The 15,555-nt window shown below is 69.2% G+C and carries 10 protein-coding genes and 2 pseudogenes; 6 read left to right on the top strand and 6 right to left on the bottom strand.

The annotated features are described in order from the left end of the window. Nucleotides 1-144 precede the first annotated feature (144 nt). Nucleotides 145-943 (top strand): IS5 family transposase gene (locus ACZ6ZQ_RS33845; protein WP_469772368.1). Its coding sequence is split into 2 segments (ribosomal slippage): nucleotides 145-603 and nucleotides 605-943, totalling 798 coding nucleotides; the frame shifts between segments, so codons are not numbered across the junction. Here the strand turns inward: ACZ6ZQ_RS33845 and ACZ6ZQ_RS33850 are convergent. Together ACZ6ZQ_RS33850 and ACZ6ZQ_RS33855 are read right to left on the bottom strand one after the other, a co-directional pair. Further along, a pseudogene (locus tag ACZ6ZQ_RS33850) lies at nucleotides 915-1,250 on the bottom strand (ankyrin repeat domain-containing protein). The gene ACZ6ZQ_RS33845 and the pseudogene ACZ6ZQ_RS33850 overlap by 29 nt on opposite strands. 182 nt (nucleotides 1,251-1,432) lie before the next feature. Further along, nucleotides 1,433-4,402, bottom strand: coding sequence for an aminotransferase class III-fold pyridoxal phosphate-dependent enzyme (locus ACZ6ZQ_RS33855; protein WP_469772346.1), 2,970 nt, complete (start codon nucleotides 4,400-4,402; stop codon nucleotides 1,433-1,435). 81 nt (nucleotides 4,403-4,483) lie between these two features. Between ACZ6ZQ_RS33855 and ACZ6ZQ_RS33860 the strand changes: the two genes are divergently transcribed. Continuing rightward, on the top strand, nucleotides 4,484-4,918 hold the full coding sequence (locus tag ACZ6ZQ_RS33860; protein ID WP_469772347.1) for an Lrp/AsnC family transcriptional regulator: 435 nt from the start codon (nucleotides 4,484-4,486) through the stop codon (nucleotides 4,916-4,918). Between the two features lie 527 nt (nucleotides 4,919-5,445). Here the strand turns inward: ACZ6ZQ_RS33860 and ACZ6ZQ_RS33865 are convergent. Next, nucleotides 5,446-6,777, bottom strand: a complete 1,332-nt coding sequence (locus tag ACZ6ZQ_RS33865) for a cytochrome P450 (protein ID WP_469772348.1) — start codon at nucleotides 6,775-6,777, stop codon at nucleotides 5,446-5,448. Nucleotides 6,778-7,440: 663 nt separating this feature from the next. Here ACZ6ZQ_RS33865 and ACZ6ZQ_RS33870 point away from each other — a divergent pair. From ACZ6ZQ_RS33870 to ACZ6ZQ_RS33880, 3 genes are all read left to right on the top strand, one after another. Further along, nucleotides 7,441-8,172 (top strand): hypothetical protein, encoded by a 732-nt coding sequence (locus ACZ6ZQ_RS33870; protein ID WP_469772349.1) that lies wholly within the window; start codon nucleotides 7,441-7,443, stop codon nucleotides 8,170-8,172. Nucleotides 8,173-8,307: 135 nt separating this feature from the next. After that, entirely contained in the window at nucleotides 8,308-9,696 is a 1,389-nt protein-coding gene (locus ACZ6ZQ_RS33875) for a cytochrome P450 family protein (RefSeq protein ID WP_469772350.1), read from the top strand. A 50-nt stretch (nucleotides 9,697-9,746) separates the two neighbouring features. Beyond that, nucleotides 9,747-9,887, top strand: coding sequence for a hypothetical protein (locus ACZ6ZQ_RS33880; RefSeq protein WP_469772351.1), 141 nt, complete (start codon nucleotides 9,747-9,749; stop codon nucleotides 9,885-9,887). A 469-nt stretch (nucleotides 9,888-10,356) separates the two neighbouring features. Here ACZ6ZQ_RS33880 and ACZ6ZQ_RS33885 read toward each other — a convergent pair. After that, nucleotides 10,357-10,865: pseudogene (locus tag ACZ6ZQ_RS33885) on the bottom strand (winged helix-turn-helix domain-containing protein); the annotation flags it as partial. Between the two features lie 49 nt (nucleotides 10,866-10,914). Between ACZ6ZQ_RS33885 and ACZ6ZQ_RS33890 the strand changes: the two are divergent. Further along, nucleotides 10,915-11,178, top strand: coding sequence for a hypothetical protein (locus ACZ6ZQ_RS33890; RefSeq protein WP_469772352.1), 264 nt, complete (start codon nucleotides 10,915-10,917; stop codon nucleotides 11,176-11,178). 233 nt (nucleotides 11,179-11,411) lie between these two features. On the opposite strand, the gene ACZ6ZQ_RS33895 is transcribed toward ACZ6ZQ_RS33890, so the two are convergent. Continuing rightward, a complete protein-coding gene (locus tag ACZ6ZQ_RS33895; RefSeq protein WP_469772353.1) occupies nucleotides 11,412-12,563 on the bottom strand; it encodes a Glu/Leu/Phe/Val family dehydrogenase in 1,152 nt (383 codons plus the stop codon). Continuing rightward, the gene (locus ACZ6ZQ_RS33900; RefSeq protein WP_469772354.1) at nucleotides 12,560-15,481 is read right to left on the bottom strand and encodes an FAD-binding and (Fe-S)-binding domain-containing protein; all 2,922 of its coding nucleotides are present in this window, start codon (nucleotides 15,479-15,481) and stop codon (nucleotides 12,560-12,562) included. The genes ACZ6ZQ_RS33895 and ACZ6ZQ_RS33900 overlap by 4 nt, the downstream gene beginning before the upstream one ends. Nucleotides 15,482-15,555: the final 74 nt, after the last annotated feature.

A 15,555-nucleotide genomic window follows, 5' to 3' on the forward strand; every position in this document is an offset into this window, starting at 1 on the left:
TTTGACGCGCAAGACCCAAAAGTTCTTATGCTCGCTCGGCGTGCTGAAGTTGGTGACCGGCTGCGGCGGCAGAGGGCGCGGCTGCTGCGGGCCTAAGACGTCATCTCATTTGGTTGCCTCGGTAGGCTGTGGGTCGTGGTGGGGATTGTTGAGCGGCTGGTGCCGGATGAGTTGTGGGGGTTGTTCCAGCGGGTGGTGCCGGAGGCGCCTTCGCGGCCTCAGGGCGGTGGCCGCCGCCAGCATGCCGACAGGGAAGTGCTGGCCGCGATCGTGTTCGTGGCCACCTCGGGCTGCACGTGGCAGCAGTTGCCCGCTGCGTCGTTCGGTCCGTCGGGGGCGACGGCTCACCGCCGTTTTGCCGAGTGGACGAAGGCGAGGGTGTGGGCCAAGCTCCACCGCCTGGTCCTCGACGAGCTCGGCTCCCGCGGCGAGTTGGACTGGTCCCGCTGCGATCGACTCGGTGAACATGCGGGCCTTGAAAAGGGGGACCTGACGGGTCCGAATCCTGTCGATCGGGGCAAGTACGGATCGAAGATCCACTTGATCACCGAGCGGACCGGTCTGCCCCTGTCCGTCGGGATCTCGGCGGCGAACCTGCACGACAGCCAGGCCCCTGATCCCCCTGGTGAAGGGCAAACCGCCGATCCGCTCCCGTCGTGGACGCCGACGACGCAGGCCGGGCAAGCTCCACACCGACAAGGGCTACGACTACTCCCACCTGCGGCGATGGTTACGCGGGCGCGGCATCACCCACCGTATCGACCGCAAGGGGATCGAGACCTCGCAGCGGCTGGGCCGCCACCGCTGGACCATCGAACGCACCATGGCCTGGCTCGCCGGCTGCCGCAGACTCCACCGACGCTACGAGCGCAAAGCCGACCACTTCCTCGCATTCACGAGCATCGCCTGCACCCTCATCTGCTACCGCCGACTCGTCTGCTGATGTGCTGCTGCAGGAGTTGCATCGCCGGGTCGTGAGCGTAGTGCTCAGCGAGGTCCATCGGCGTATGCCCATCAGGGTCCGCGAGCTGTGGATCAGCGCCAAAGGCCAGCAGCACCGTTGTGGTGTGCACCGTCAGCGGATGCCCGGACTACAAGGCGCTGTCCCCCTCGATGTCGATCGCGTGCGTCAGCAGCGTCATGTTCCTGAAGACCTCATCTGGATCAGCACCGTTGGCCAGCAGCCGGGCCAAAGTCTCCACATCCTCGTGTTCCACAGCCTGATGGGCTGGTGTCCAGTAGTCACTCACGACGGCATTCAACCGCCCACATACTCATGCTCACCAGTATCTTCACGCGCTCTCAGCCTCCAAATGAGATGACGTCCAAGGCGGGCGATCTGATGGCCACCGCGTCGAAGGGGTGCAGTGGTATCTCGACGTGCTCCACCGTCCGGTGTTTCACGAGCGACGGCTCCTGTGCGCGGTCGGGCTTACCCTGCGGTCACTGCCTGGGCCAGCGCGCGGTCGAGGACGTCGGCGGCGCGGTGGGCCTGCTCCATCCCCAGCACCAGGGGCGGCTTGATCTTCAGCACGTTGTCGCCAGGGCCGTCGGTGGACAGCAGCACGCCGTCCAGCTTTGCGGCCTCTACCACGCGCTTCGCCAGTGCGCGGTCGGGCTCCCTGCTGGCGCGGTCGACGACCAGGTCCACGCCGAGGAACAGGCCCCGCCCGCGGACGTCACCGATCGCCGGGTGGTGCTCGGCCATCGCGGACAGCCGCTGCTGCAGGTAGCCGCCGACACGCGCGGCGTTGGCCGTCAGCCGCTCGTTCTCTACCACGTCCAGTACTGCCAGTGCGGCCGCGCACGACACCGGGTTGCCGCCGAAGGTGTTGAAGTACTCCATCCCGGTCCGGAACCGGCGTGCGACCTCGGGCGTAGTCACCACCGCGGCGATGGGGTGGCCGTTGCCGATCGGCTTGCCCAGGGTGACGATGTCGGGCACCACGCCGTGCCGCTCGAAGGCCCACATGTGCTCACCGACCCGGCCGAAGCCGCACTGCACCTCGTCGGCGATGCACAGCGCACCAGCTGCGCGCGCCGCGGCGTAGGCAGCCAGCAGATAGCCGTCGGCGAGCTCGATCTGCCCGGCGCAGCTGAGAACCGACTCATGGATGAAGGCGGCCGGTGGAGTGCCTGCAGCGGACAGACCGGCGCACTGTGCCTGGACGTGCTCGGCGTAGCGCGGACCGTCCGATCCGAACGCGCCTCGGTAGGGGTCGGGCACCTCGCAGACCCGCACCCGTTCCCCCGGCCCGGTCCCGCCGGGGCGGTTGAACTTGTACGGGCTGATCTCGACCAGTGAGCTCAGGTTGCCGTGGTAGGCCCAGTCCAGCGACAGGACGTGTTCCCGGCCGGTCGCGGTGCGGGCCAGCCGGAGAGCGAGGTCGTTCGCCTCGCTGCCCGAGTTCGTCAGCATCACCACGTTCAGCGGGTCGGGGAAGGTGGCGGCGAGCCGACGCGCGTACTCGGCGATGTTCGTGTGCAGGTAGCGGGTGTTGGTGTTCAGCCGTCCCACCTGCTCCGTGATCGCAGAGACCACCTGCGGGTGGCAGTGGCCCACATGGCAGACGTTGTTCACCAGGTCCAGATACCGCCTGCCGCACACGTCGATCAGCTCCGCGCCCTCGCCCGCCGTGATGTGCAGCGGTTCGGCGTAGCTCAGCGACAGGTTGGGAGAGAGGTTCGCGGCGCGCCGCGCGGCGATCTGCTCGGCGTCGCGGTCCGGGACGACGGCCGTGTTCCCCGGTGCGCGCAGCACGAGGTTCGGGCTGGGGCAGATGCTCTCCCATACGTCGGCCTCGCTCGGGCGGATCGCGCCGGGCAGATCCGTGGAACGGCCGAGAAGCGTGGTGAACAGCTGGATGTGGACGTGCGGAGGCCACCCGCCGTTCTCCGCCGCCCGGCCGATCCATCCGATCGTCTCGCCCCGGCGCACCGGATCACCGGCACGCAGCCGCTCGACGCTGCGCCGATCGAGGTGACCGACCAGCAGCCAGAAAGGTGTGCCGTTGCTGGTGCGGTGTTCGAGCAGCATGACACCGCCGTAGTCGTAGTCCGCGGCGCGGAACTCGACGGCCTCTACCTTGCCGTCGAACGGGGCGAACACCGGCGCGCCCGCGGCGTCGAACAGATCGATCGCCATATGCACGCTGCGCCGCTCGCCGCCGGGACCGCCTGCGAAGGCGTCCGAGCGGTAGACCACGCGGTCCTCGCGGTAACGGCCAAGGGTGAGCGTGCCCCCGCACGCGGCGCGATCCGCGGCGATCGCCGCGTCCACCCCCTCAGCACCGCGCTCGATGTGCAGCTCGGCGGGGCCGTGCGCGCTCCAGTCGATGGTGTGGATCCGCGCGGTGGCCGGGTCGGTGCGGAGCATGGGGGCTGGGTCGCAGGCCGCCGAGCGCATCCAGGAGACGATCTCCCGCTCCGCGGGTACCGCGCGGTACCCGCAGGCGTCGCGGAATCGGGCGACGAGCAGCTCGCGTGGCTCGGCGGAGAGCATCTTCACCAGCTCGCGGATCTGCGGCTGGCTGCTATCCAGATACTCGTTGTCCGGGTCGGCGGCGCGCTGCTCGACGTTGTTGGCGATGCTCATCGCCAGTCGGGCGTTGATCAGATCCGGCAGCAGCCGCAGCTCCGTGGCCGACAGCGGGGCCTCGGCGTGGTACCCGGCGATCACGGCGCAAGCCGCAGCGACCGGATCGGGCTGCCCGAGCTGGGCGTAGGCCACGGCCACAGCCAGGCCACACACCCGCGGGGCGCGCACCACGTCACCGAAGTCGATGATGGTGATCCGCCCGTCGGCGTCCAGGAGGATGTTGTTCTCGTTGGCGTCGTTGTGGATCGCCTGCTGCGGCAGCGTGCGCAGCTCCGGCATCAGCTCGCCGAGCCGAGCGAGGGCGCTCGCGGCGAACTCCCGCTCACCCTCGGCGACGCGCGGCACCGCGCGTTCGAGTTCGACCGCGCGCAGCGGGTGCCAGCGGAAGCCACGGTCCAGCTCGGAGTGCTCGAACCCGGCGAGCATGCTGTCCAGTGCCGCAACTGCGGAGCCGAGGGCTCGCAACCTGCGCCCGTCTGCCGGGCCGGCCTGCGACCACAGGGTCCCCGGAACCCACTCCAGCAGGTGCACGGTCCGCTTCTCCCCGGAGACGGTCGCCGTTGTCGCCGCGACCAGCGCGGCCGTGGGCACGGAGGGTCGGGTACCCGCCAGGTGGCCCAACAGGGCCTCCTGGAACTCGATCTCCGCAGTGCTCGCCTGGGCCGAGTAGATCTTGAGCAAGTACTGCGGCCGCCCCCCGACGTCCAGCCGCGTGTTGCTGTCACGTTCGCCGGGCAGTGGCGCGGCCTCGGCGTGGATGTCGAACAGTTCCGCGGCGAGCGCGGCCAGTGCTGTGGTGTCCATAAGCTGGAAGCTAGGTCTCGGGTGCTCCACATGTCGATGGGAACCTGCGCCATTCCACATCTGAATGCAAGAATCCGGTGTATGGACGAGATCGATCGCGGAATCTTGCATGAACTGATGAGAGACGCCAGAGCCTCACTGGAGCATCTTGCGCGGGTGTCCGGGCTTGCCGCGTCCTCGGTCAAACGCCGCATCGCCCGGCTGGAGGAGACCGGTGTGATCCGCGGGTACACCGTGCAACTCAACCACCGAGCCCTTGGGCTGGGCGTGAAGGCGCTGCTCGCGGTCTACGTCGCGCCCGGCATCCCGCGCGAGTCGTTGATCGCCTCACTCAGCAAGGAGGAGGAGATCGTGCGGGCTTGGACGACGGCCGGCCAATCCGACGCACTGGCCCTGGTGCACGTGCGGGACACCGACCACCTCGAGGAGGTGATTCTCCGGTTGCAGCGGATGCCGGGATTCGCACATACACGCACCCAGATCCTGCTCACCGAGCTGGTGAACCGGGGCGGCTGAGCAGGTCATCTGCAAAGCACTGGGACCGCACGGCTGCGGCGAGCGCTCCTGCGGGGTCATGGAGCCCGCACCCTGCCTCAACATGACTGCACCTCCGAAGCACCGGAGGCGGCCGACCAGGCCTGTCTTGGGCGCCGGTACTGGCCGCCACTGATCATCCCGTGGCGGGTTTCTGGCGTATCTGGGTCATGCCCCAAACTGTCCCTGGGCTGGACCCGGCCGCGGCTACGTGAACCGGAGGCGGCGGCCCGCTGGACCTGGCTCGTGATCACCGCGCACACCCAGCTCCGCCTCGCCGCCCCGCTCGCCACCGACCAGCGCAAGCTCTGGCAGAAGGCCACCCGCCCCGGCGTCGCTCTCACCCCGACTCCTCCAGCATTCCCAGCACCGACGCCATCGCGCACCCCTCGCTCATGGAGCGGAACCAAGACGCCGGAGCCGATGCCGAACCGAGGAACCACGTCTGCTCGATCTTCTCCCCATCCGGCCCGTCGAGCTGTCTGGTGAGGCACAAGTTGCTCGGCGGGTCAGCTGTCGCGACGGTGGATGACCATCGGAACGTGGGTCGGGTGTGCCATCGAGGCGGTGGCCTCGGTGGGCGGCTTGCTTCCGGGGACGGGGCGCAGGCTCCAGCGGGGCAGGATGGTGGCCAGTGTGATGGTGGCCTCCATCCACGCGAACTTGTCGCCGATGCACTTGCGGTTGCCGGCCCCGAACGGCACGACGTGGTCCCGCGGTCGCGCGGCGGCCTGCTCGGGCAGCCAGCGGTCCGGGTCGAAGCGGTCCGGGTCCGGGTACAGCTCGGGGTGGCGGTGCAGGGCGTAGAGGCTGAGGAGTACTTCGGTCTCGGCGGGGATGGCGTAGCCCCCGATGGTGACGGGCTCGGTGGTGCGGCGCATCAGGGTGACTACGCCGTGCAGACGGATCGCCTCGTCCAGCACCCGGGTGATGCTGGGCAGATGGGGTACGTCGGCGAAGGTGACGGGCCGGTTGCCGATCGCCTTGTCGATTTCGGCGAGGAGCTCCGCCTCGACGTCCGGGCGCTGGCTCAGGTGGTAGAGCGCCCAGGTGAGGACGGAGGCGGTGGTCTCGGTGCCGGCGAAGAGCATCGTGGTCAGCTCATCGCGCACTTCGTCGTCGGTCAGGCCGGCTCCGGCGTCGTCGCGCGCGGACAGCAGCAGGGATAGCAGATCAGTGCGGCCCTCCGGATTGGAGGCTCGGGTGGCGGTGATGACGTCGTCGATCACGGTGCGCATCCGGCTGGAGGCTTCGTTGAAGCTTCCCCAGATCGGCAGCTTGTCCAGGGCTTTGGGGGCGAGGGCACGGCGGAGCATGTTCTTGAGGATGACCGGGAGGTCCTGCCGGACCGACTGAACGGCAGGGCCGCCCAGATCGGCGCTGAAGAGGGTGGCCGCGAGCGTCTCGATCGCGTGGGTGCCCATGACATCGTTGGCGTCGATGATTTGACCGTCGCTCCAGGATTCGGCGAGGTCCAGGGCCCGTTCGCTCATGATCGCGCTGTAGTTCTCCAGGCGCTCCTTGTAGAACATCGGCTGTATCAGGCGCCGGTTCTTGCGGTGCTGCGCGCCGTCGGAGTTCGCCAGCCCGTTGCCGACCAACGGACGGACACGCTCGAACAGCCGGCCTTTCCGGAAGCTGCGGCCCTGCTTGACCATCACCTCGTTGACCGTGTCAGCGCTGGTGACCATGACCACCGGCATGGTGCCGATGTCGAGCCGCAGCACCGGGCCTTCAGCATGAAGAGACCTGAGCACGCCGAGGGGGTCACGCACCAGCCGGGGTACGTGGCCGAGGCCCGGCACCCGGCCCTTGGCGCGAGGTATGGAGTCCAGTGACACAGTGCGTCCTCTCTCGGGGGCAGTCTCGCGCCGGTACTCAACTGGCCCGGCGCACTGAGGAGTGAGGTAGGTGATGATGATGTTCGCGATCAGAGGGCCGGCCGAAACGATCTACTAGCCCGCATAGTCTCAGACTTGATCGTCTTCGAACAGGGCGACTGAGGCGCCGCGCTCACGGAACGCGGCCGACGACGATTCGCGCCAGCATGCGGGCGGTGAGGGCGTAGGAGCACGGGTTCCCCCTTGAGTGGAACGCCCCGCCCTGACAACAAGCGATGGCGACAGCCCCATAGGGGGCCTTGGGCCTTGTCTGTGGGGGTTGTTAGCCCTTCGTGACTCAACCATCATGTCGATTTCTCCCAAGTGCGCCAGTGAGGGGAAGCGGGCTTCCCCTCAAAGAAGCCCATGCCATCTGACCTGGTCGGACTGCCCCCGTTAAGGTGACCGCGACCGCTTCACGAACGGGGGACAGATGGGAACCGCTCCCGAGGGGGAAGGCACGACCGCTCCCAGGGCCGCAGCTCGGCCGACGCTCATCGACGATCAGGCCGAGCGCAATGCACGGGTAGTCAAGCTGATCGACGACCTGCGCCAGGCCCGAGGGCTGCAATGGAAGCAGCTGGCTCTCAAGGCCGGTACGACACCCAGAACCTCCGAAACTGGATGGCTCGCGCCTACCGCCTGGATTCCAAGGAGGTGGCCCGGCTCGTAGGCGCGCTGGACATGAGCGCCGAGAACCGCGACAACCTCTACAGGTGGACCAGACGGATCCCGCCGGCGCCTCCCGTGACCGAGCTGCGCCGCACACCTGAAGTGGCCATCTACCAGGCCATGATCACAGGACAGGCGCACCCGACCGTCGCCTACGGGGACTGCTACGACGTCATCATCTTCAATCAGGCGTACATGGACATTTTCGGTTGTGTCCGCCCGCACGCCACCGCGCACCCTCTGCAAAGCACGCAACGGTTCATCCTCTTCCATCCCGACTCCCCCCAGCTGCTCGGCGCCGGCGACGAGGCATACCGCGAGGACTGGCTCATGCCCTCCCTTGCTCACTTCTCTGCCAACCTGCTGGCCCGGCCACACGAACCACGGCTCAAAACGCTCGAAGCTGACGTCCGACAACGGCCGGAGCTGCGCCGTGCGTACGAGCGGTCGACGGCCTGGATCGCGGAGAACGGCGACACCGCGATCCGTCCCACACCGCGCCGCTTCTGGGATCCCCGCGTTGGGCGGGCCGTGGACCCCCATGTGATCACCGAGGTCCACCAGGGCTACCAGAGAATGCCCCTCCACACCGCGACGTTCGTCCTCAGAGAGAGCCCGAAGTCCTCGCGGGCGGACCAGCTGCAGCTCTTCGACAAGTCCGACCTCCTGCAGAAGCCCGGCTAACAGCCTTGCTTCCGGGGCATCTTGACGCCCTGTCGGGGCGAAGTCGCACCGGATATGCTGCCCGGAGTTCAGAGCACGATCATGAGCGCCCCGGTCGCGTCGTGACGGGGGCTGCTGCCCATCTCCGGAGGACCCGTGACTGCCCACCCCCCGATACCCGCTGACGGACTCACGCCGCCGCCCGGGTGTCCAGCCCACCTCGCTGTCGGCGGCCTCCAGCCCCTGCCCGTGCTCGCCGATCCAGCAGAGACGTACAAGGGACTGCGCGATCAGTACGGAGAGGTGGCACCGGTCCTCCTGCCTGGGGGCATCCCGGCATGGCTCGTGCTCGGGTACAGGGAGAACCTGGAGGTGCTGCGCAATCAGAACCTCTTCAGCCGGGATTCACGCCTCTGGAACCAGGCCATGCCCGAGGACTACCCGCTCCGGCCCATGATCGAGTGGCAGCCGCTGTGTGTCTTCACCGACGGCGAGGAACACGCACGGCTCCGGTCCGCTGTCGTCGACGGGCTCGCCGACCTCCACCGCCGCGGCATGCGCCGCCTTGTCTCCCACTACACCCGGCAACTCATCGGCCGCGTCGCCGCCGACGGCAAAGCCGACCTCATCCGCGACTACGCCGAGCCGCTCCCGATGCTCGTCGTCAGCCGCCTGCTCGGCATGTCCCCCGACAAGGGCCCGCTCCTGGTCGAACCGACGCTCGACCTGATGCGGGCCACCGAGACCGCAGGAGCGAGCGACGCTGCGGTGACCGCGGTCCTTATGGAACTCGTCGAACAGAAGAAGAAGACGCCCGGCGACGACCTCGCCTCGCGTCTCATCGCCCACGAGTCCGGGCTCACCGACGAGGAGGCCGTGCAGCACCTTCGCCTGGTGCTCATCGCCGCGCACCAGGGCACGGTCAACCTGATCGCCCAGACTCTGCGGCTGATCCTGACCGACGCACGCTTCCGCGGAAGCCTCTCCGGGTGCCGGATGACGATGCCCGACGCGCTGGAGCAGGTCATGTGGGACAGCCCCAGCATCGGCGTGGTCCCCGGGCGCTGGGCCACCGCCGACACCAAGCTCGCAGGCAAGGACATCAAGGCCGGCGACCTGCTCCTCATCGGCATCGCCGCCGCCAACGTCGACCCCGACCAGCGGCCCGACCTCACAACCCCCATGCACGGGAACCGCTCACACCTCGCGCTCAGCGCCGGCCCTCACGAGTGCCCCGGCGGCGACATCGGCCGCGCCATCGCCGACACCGGCATCGACGAACTCATGGCTCTGCTGCCCGACCTGCGCCTGGCCATCCCCGCGAGCGAGATCCCCATCAATGCCGACCTGCTCACCACTCGCCCCGCCGCACTGCCGGTCGAGTTCAGCCGGCCAGCTTCCCTCGGGCTCGCCGGGCCGCCTCACAGCGCCTCCGGAGTGGCCCAGCCTCTTCCTGCCGCATCGCAGCAGCCGGACACTGCTACGACTCCGACGCAAACGGCAACGAGGGAGCGACGGGGTTGGCGGTCACTTCTGCCGCACTGACCCGCTCCAAGGACTCGAGCGTCCTTGCTCCCGATCGAAACGGAGGAGACATGAACCTTCTCGCATACCTTGCCGTCGGCACTGGCATCGCCGCCGTGGCGGTCATCCTGGTACTCAAGGTCGTCGTGCCGCTCGTCGCCCTGCGACTGATCACCCCACGGCTACCGGAGGCACCGAAGCCGCGCTCCTAAGCGACATCTCCGCGGGTCACCTCGATGCTCCCGAGGTGACCCGCTGGTGTCTTGCGCGCATGTCACGGACCTCGGACGGGCCTAGAGCGGCATGTCAGAAGGTCGCGGTTCACCCTGCTCAACGCCCCGGGCCGTGCAGGCGGACCACCAGCGACTGGTAACCCTGTAGGGATACGGAGCTGAGCCGCTCAGGGACCGTCGCCAGTGTCATACGTGGGAATCCTGCTCGTTGACGACGTGTTCACGACCGGAGCGCAGTTCCACACCGTGGGAACGTTCCTCACCACGCAGGGAAGGGCAAAGGAGGTCCGAGGGCTGGTCCTCGGCCATACGCCCTCGCGCTCGTAACCGGACGCGCCGCCTGGCACAGCGCCCATCGCCGTATGCGGTCACGATTGCCCGGGCGCGGTCGACGATGGCGGGCCAGTGGAGGCGTCCGGCGTGCGTACGGTCGGCTCCAGCCCGGGACGAGCCAGGCTCCACGAGCCGCCGCGAGTCTTCCGCGCAGGGCCACACCTCCTTGACCCACCCAGCGACCGCGTCGTCGTCCCGCTCCGTCGCGCGTCGGGCCGGTACCTGGCACGACCAGCCGTTACGCACCAGCAGCTTCCGCACGCCCTGGATCGTGTAGCTCAGGTGGAAGCGTCGGCCGATCACCGTCTTGACCCGCGCCAGCGTCCACCGCTGGTCCTCCCAGCCGTACGCGGCCGGCCCCTTGGCCAGCTCCGCCTCCAACTGCGCGAACCGCTTCTGACTCAGCCTCGGCAGCGACGCCGGCCCTTGCGACCGCAGAGCTCGCGGACCGCCCTCGTTCCATGTCCGCCGCCACCGCTGCACCGACCGGACGCTGACCCGCAGGTCCTTGGCGATCACCGCACTCGCCTCACCCTGGGCGAACCGCTCGGCCGCCTGGAGCCGTAACCCCTCGCGGAACTGCTGCCGTTCGGCGGACAGCCCGCCCCCTTGTGGATACCGCATGCCCTGGAGATACCGCAGGGGGCTACGGACCGTCGATATCTCATCCCGGGTGAACGCGACCACCGTGCCGGTCCTTCTGGTCGGCGAGCGCCTGACTGGGAACGAGCCGGTGGCGCGGCTGTCGTCCTGCTGGGCGCTGCCCCGGGCGGAGGCTCCCCTGCACAGCCGACGCCTCATCTGGCCCAAGTCGAGGTGCCCCGCACAGTACCGGGGCGCGGCCGTGGTGGAAGGCCACAGCGGCGGGCGCGGGGCCGAGCAGCGGCAGCAGGATGGTGCCGGGGTTATTGCCGTGGGCGAACTCGCCCTGAAGTGAGGGCACTTACGCTCGGTCGACTCAGCCGCTGTTTCGCAAACCGCCCACCGCAAGCGCAGGATTGCACCCGGGCCCGCCTGCATGAGGTGCGGACCCGTTTCTGAGCTGGAGGGAACAGCGCTGATGCAGCTGTCCCCTCCGTGAGGTCGGCGCGTGTGGCCCGCAGCGCAAGGACTGGTTTGGATCGCTTGCCGAAGCCCCTGGCCCCAGGCAGCCACCAGCGCCGCCGGTGATCAGCTGAGGGGGATGCGCCCCTTGCTGCGCATGGCGGTACGGACGCGTTCCTCGGCCAGCGCGCGGCCGGCGGCGTGCGCAGTGATCTCCCGCCGCTGGGCCTCTGTGATGACGGTTGTGGTGTTGGTCCGCAGCTTCGTCGAGATCGTCGCGAAGATCTCGGACATGTCGGGCCGGAAGCCGGAGTAGCGGGAGTCCATCGCGAAGGCGGCCGCGACGACGCCGCCGGCGTTGGCGATGAAGTCGGGGAGCACGGTGATGCCGCGTTCGGCGAGGATGACCTGGGCGTCGGGGGTGGTCGGCAGATTGGCGCCCTCCACGACGAGTTTGGCTTTGATCTGGTGCGCCGTGCCGCTGGTGATGACGTCCTGCAGCGCCGCCGGCACGAGGATGTCGCAGTCGACGGTGAGCTCCGCACCGAGGGCGGTGAGCGCGGTGCCCTGGTCGGAGCGGGTGACGAAGTGGTCGCCGTGCTCTTCACGGGCGGCCAGGAGACGCTCGACGTCGAGACCGCTGGGGTTGTGCACTGCGCCGTGGGCGGTGGACACCGCGACGATGTTGGCGCCCAGTTCGGCGAATCGCCGGGCGGCCGCGGCGCCGACGGCGCCGAAGCCCTGGATGGCCATGCGGGATCCAGCCAGTGGCAGGTCCAAGACTTGCGCGGCGGCGTCCGTGGCCTCGGCGACGCCGTAGCCGGTGACGCCGAGTCTGTCGTAGGCCACGCCGCCCAAGTGCTCGGGCGTGCCTACGGCGGCGCCGCGGTTGCCGAGCTCGTCCTGGATGATGGCGGCGTCGCTTTCGGTCAGTCCCATGTCCAGGCCCATCACGTACTCGCGCGGTACTTCGTTGGACAGCGCCCGGGCGAATGCACGCAGGATGCCTTCCTTGTCGGGGGAGGCGGGATCGGCGACGATGCCGGCTTTGGCTCCGCCGTAGAAGAGGTCGACACCGGCCCACTTCCATGTCATGACGCGGGCCAGGCGGGCCACCTCGTCGACGGTCACGCCGGGGATCATGCGGGTGCCGCCCTTGCCCATGCCGCGGGCGGTGTTGTCGATGACCAGGACGCCCTTCATGCCAGTGCGGCGGTGAGAGACGACGACGATCTTCTCGGGGCCCCAGTCATCGATGAGGGAGAGTGCGTCAGTCACGAATTCTTCCTTTGTTCCTTGTCGGAGGCAGAGGGCAGTGCGTCGGCGATGAGCTCGGCGAGGTGGGTTGCTGTGCGGTCGGTCTGCTGTCTGATCTGGGTGCGGCAGCTGAAGCCGTCGGCGAGGACGACCGTGTCCGGGGCGGCCGCCCGCACGGCGGGCAGCAGGACCTGTTCCCCTGCGGCGACGGACACCTCGTAGTGGCCGCGTTCGAAGCCGAAGTTGCCGGCCAGGCCGCAGCAGCCCGAGTCCAGGACCGTGTTGTCGACGCCCATGCGGCGCAGCAGTGCGCCGTCGGCGCCGAAGCCGGAGGTGGCGTGCTGGTGGCAGTGGGTCTGGCTGATCGAGCGAGCCCGCAGTTGCGGGGCCTGCCAGTCGGGCGCGTGCTGGACGAGGAGTTCGGCGAGAGTAAGGGTGGAGCGGGCGAGGAGACGGGCGGCCTCGTCGCCGTCGAGAAGCCCGGGCAGTTCGCTTTTCAGCGCTGCGGTGCAGCTTGGTTCCAGGCCGACGACAGGGGTACCGGCGCGGACGGCAGGCCCCAGGGCGGTGGCGGTGCGCCGGGCGATGCGGCGGGCGATGCCGAGCTGTCCGGTGGTGATCCAGGTCAGCCCGCAGCATTGGGTGCCCTCGGGGACCTGGACGTGGAAGCCGGCGTTCTCCAGCACGGTTACCCCGGCCTTGAGGACCGCGGGGGTGAAGTGGTTGTTGAAGGAGTCGACCCACAGCAGGGCCGGGCCGCGCCGGCCCTCGCCCCGGGGCGCGCGGCGGCGGAACCAGGACAGGAAGGTCTGCTCGGCGAAGCGGGGGATGTGCCGCTGCGCGGCGATCCCTCCGAGCCGCTTGATCAGCGGGGCCGCGGGGGAGGAGGTGAGCGCGTTGACCAGCCGCGGCATGCGGGCCGCCGGGCGGGAGAGCAGGGGCAGCCAGCCCATGGTGTAGTGCGAGGCGGGCCTGATGCGCCCCTGGTAGTGGTGGTGCAGGAACTCAGACTTGTAGGCGGCCATATCCACGCCGACCGGGCAGTCGACGCTGCAGCCCTTGCAGGACAGGCACAGATCGAGGGCGTCGCGGACCTCGGTGGACCGCCAGCCGTCGGTGATCACCTCGTCCTGGGTCATCTCGTACAGCAGGCGAGCGCGGCCCCGGGTGGAGTCCTTCTCGTCCCGGGTGACCCGGTAGCTGGGGCACATGACGCTGCCGCGGGGCGTGTGGGAGCGGCACTTGCCGACGCCGACGCAGCGGCGGGTTGCCTTGGCGAAGTCGCCGTCGTCGGAGTGGAACGGCAACACGGTGGCCAGCGGCAGGGGCGTGCGCTGTGGGCTGACGCGCAGGTCGGCGTCCACGGCCCGAGGCTGCACGATGATGCCCGGGTTCAGGCCGTGATCGGGGTCCCAGACGTTCTTGAACTCCTCGAACAGGGCGATGACCTCAGGCCCGTACATCAGCGGCAGGAGTTCGGAGCGGGCCTGCCCGTCGCCGTGCTCGCCGGAGAGTGAACCGCCGTGCGCGGCAACCAGTTTGGCCGCGTCGGTGAGGAAGGCGCGGAAGACCGCGGTGCCCTGCTCGGTGGTGAAGTCGAAGTCGATGCGCACATGCAGGCAGCCTTCGCCGAAGTGCCCGTAGACGGCGCCGTGCAGCCCGTGCTGCGCCAGCAGCGCGGTGAACTGCCTCAGGTAGGAGCCGAGTTGGTCGGGCGGGACAGCCGCGTCCTCCCACCCGGGCCAGGCTTCGGCTCCCCCGGGCAGGCGGGTGGCCAAGCCTGCACCGTCCTCACGGATCCGCCACAGCCGGCGAGCCCGGGCCGGGGCAGTGACGACCTCGCTGCCGGTGCAGCCCGCGATTCGTTGCGCCTGTGCGGCAATCGCCCTTGCCCGGTCGGAAAGTTCGTCGGCCATGCCTCCGATCTCGGTGAACAGCCAGGCCTGGCCAGCGGGCAGGGTGTCTATGGCCGCGCGAGTCTCGGCCCTGGTGACGATGTCGGTCAGGGCACGGTCGAGCCCTTCCAGCGCCAGCGGCCGGTGGTCCAGCAGGGCGGGTACGGCCTCCGCCGCGGCGACCGCGTCGCAAAAGCCCAGTACCACCAGGGCGCGCGCGGGCGGCGGGGAGATGAGACGCACCTTGGCCGAGAGAATCACGGCCAGCGTGCCCTCGCTGCCGACCAGGGCCCTTGCGAGATTGAAGCGGCGCTCGGGCAGCAAGTGCTCCAGCGCGTAGCCCGACACCTGCCGGGGGAACTGCCCCAGCCGGGTGCGCAGCACGGCCAGGTTGTTCCGGGCCAGCCGGTGCAGTGCGCCGATCAGCTCCCCGCGCTCGCCGCCGGCGGCCACGGCCATACTGATCTCTGACTCGGTCATCTCGCCGATTCGCAGCATCGTGCCTTGGTAGGTCACGACCTCCAGCTCCACGACATTGTCGGCCGTGCGCCCCCAGGCCACGGAGTGCGTTCCGCAGGCGTTGTTGCCGATCATGCCGCCCAGCGTGCAGCGGCTATGTGTCGATGGGTCCGCACCGAACAGCAGGCCGTGTTCGGCAGCGGCCCGCTGCAGTTCGTCCAGGACGATGCCCGGCTGCACGGTCGCGGTCCGCTCCTGCGGATCCAGGACGATCAGCCGGTTGTAGTGGCGGGAGAAATCGAGGACCACTCCGCGGCCCACCGCCTGCCCCGAGGTACTGGTGCCCGCCCCGCGTGAGGTGATCGGCACCCCGAGCCGACGGCAGACCTCGACGGCATTGAGGACATGCTGCCGCTTGCGCGGGAAGACCACGGCCAGCGGGACCCGACGGTAGTTCGAGGCGTCGGCCGAGTACTGGGACCGCCGCCCCGCGTCGCCGGCGACCTCGCCGCAGTTCCCTCGGCTGAGGGCCTCGAGCACGGCCGCCGTGTCGAGGCCGCCAACGCCCTGTGCTGTCGTGGTCACGGCGCTTCCTCCTTCATGCACCGACCACTCTCGACCGGGCCCAGTCCACGATGGCCGGGGACCGGGCGGGCGAC

The sequence above is a fragment of the Streptomyces sp. NPDC053673 genome (assembly GCF_055585225.1).

Excerpts from the sequence above, each read along its gene's own strand:
- ACZ6ZQ_RS33855 (WP_469772346.1), bottom strand. The coding sequence starts at position 4,402 with ATGGACACCACAGCACTGGCCGCGCTCGCCGCGGAACTGTTCGACATC.
- ACZ6ZQ_RS33860 (WP_469772347.1), top strand. The coding sequence starts at position 4,484 with ATGGACGAGATCGATCGCGGAATCTTGCATGAACTGATGAGAGACGCC.
- ACZ6ZQ_RS33870 (WP_469772349.1), top strand. The coding sequence starts at position 7,441 with ATGGCTCGCGCCTACCGCCTGGATTCCAAGGAGGTGGCCCGGCTCGTA.
- ACZ6ZQ_RS33880 (WP_469772351.1), top strand. The coding sequence starts at position 9,747 with ATGAACCTTCTCGCATACCTTGCCGTCGGCACTGGCATCGCCGCCGTG.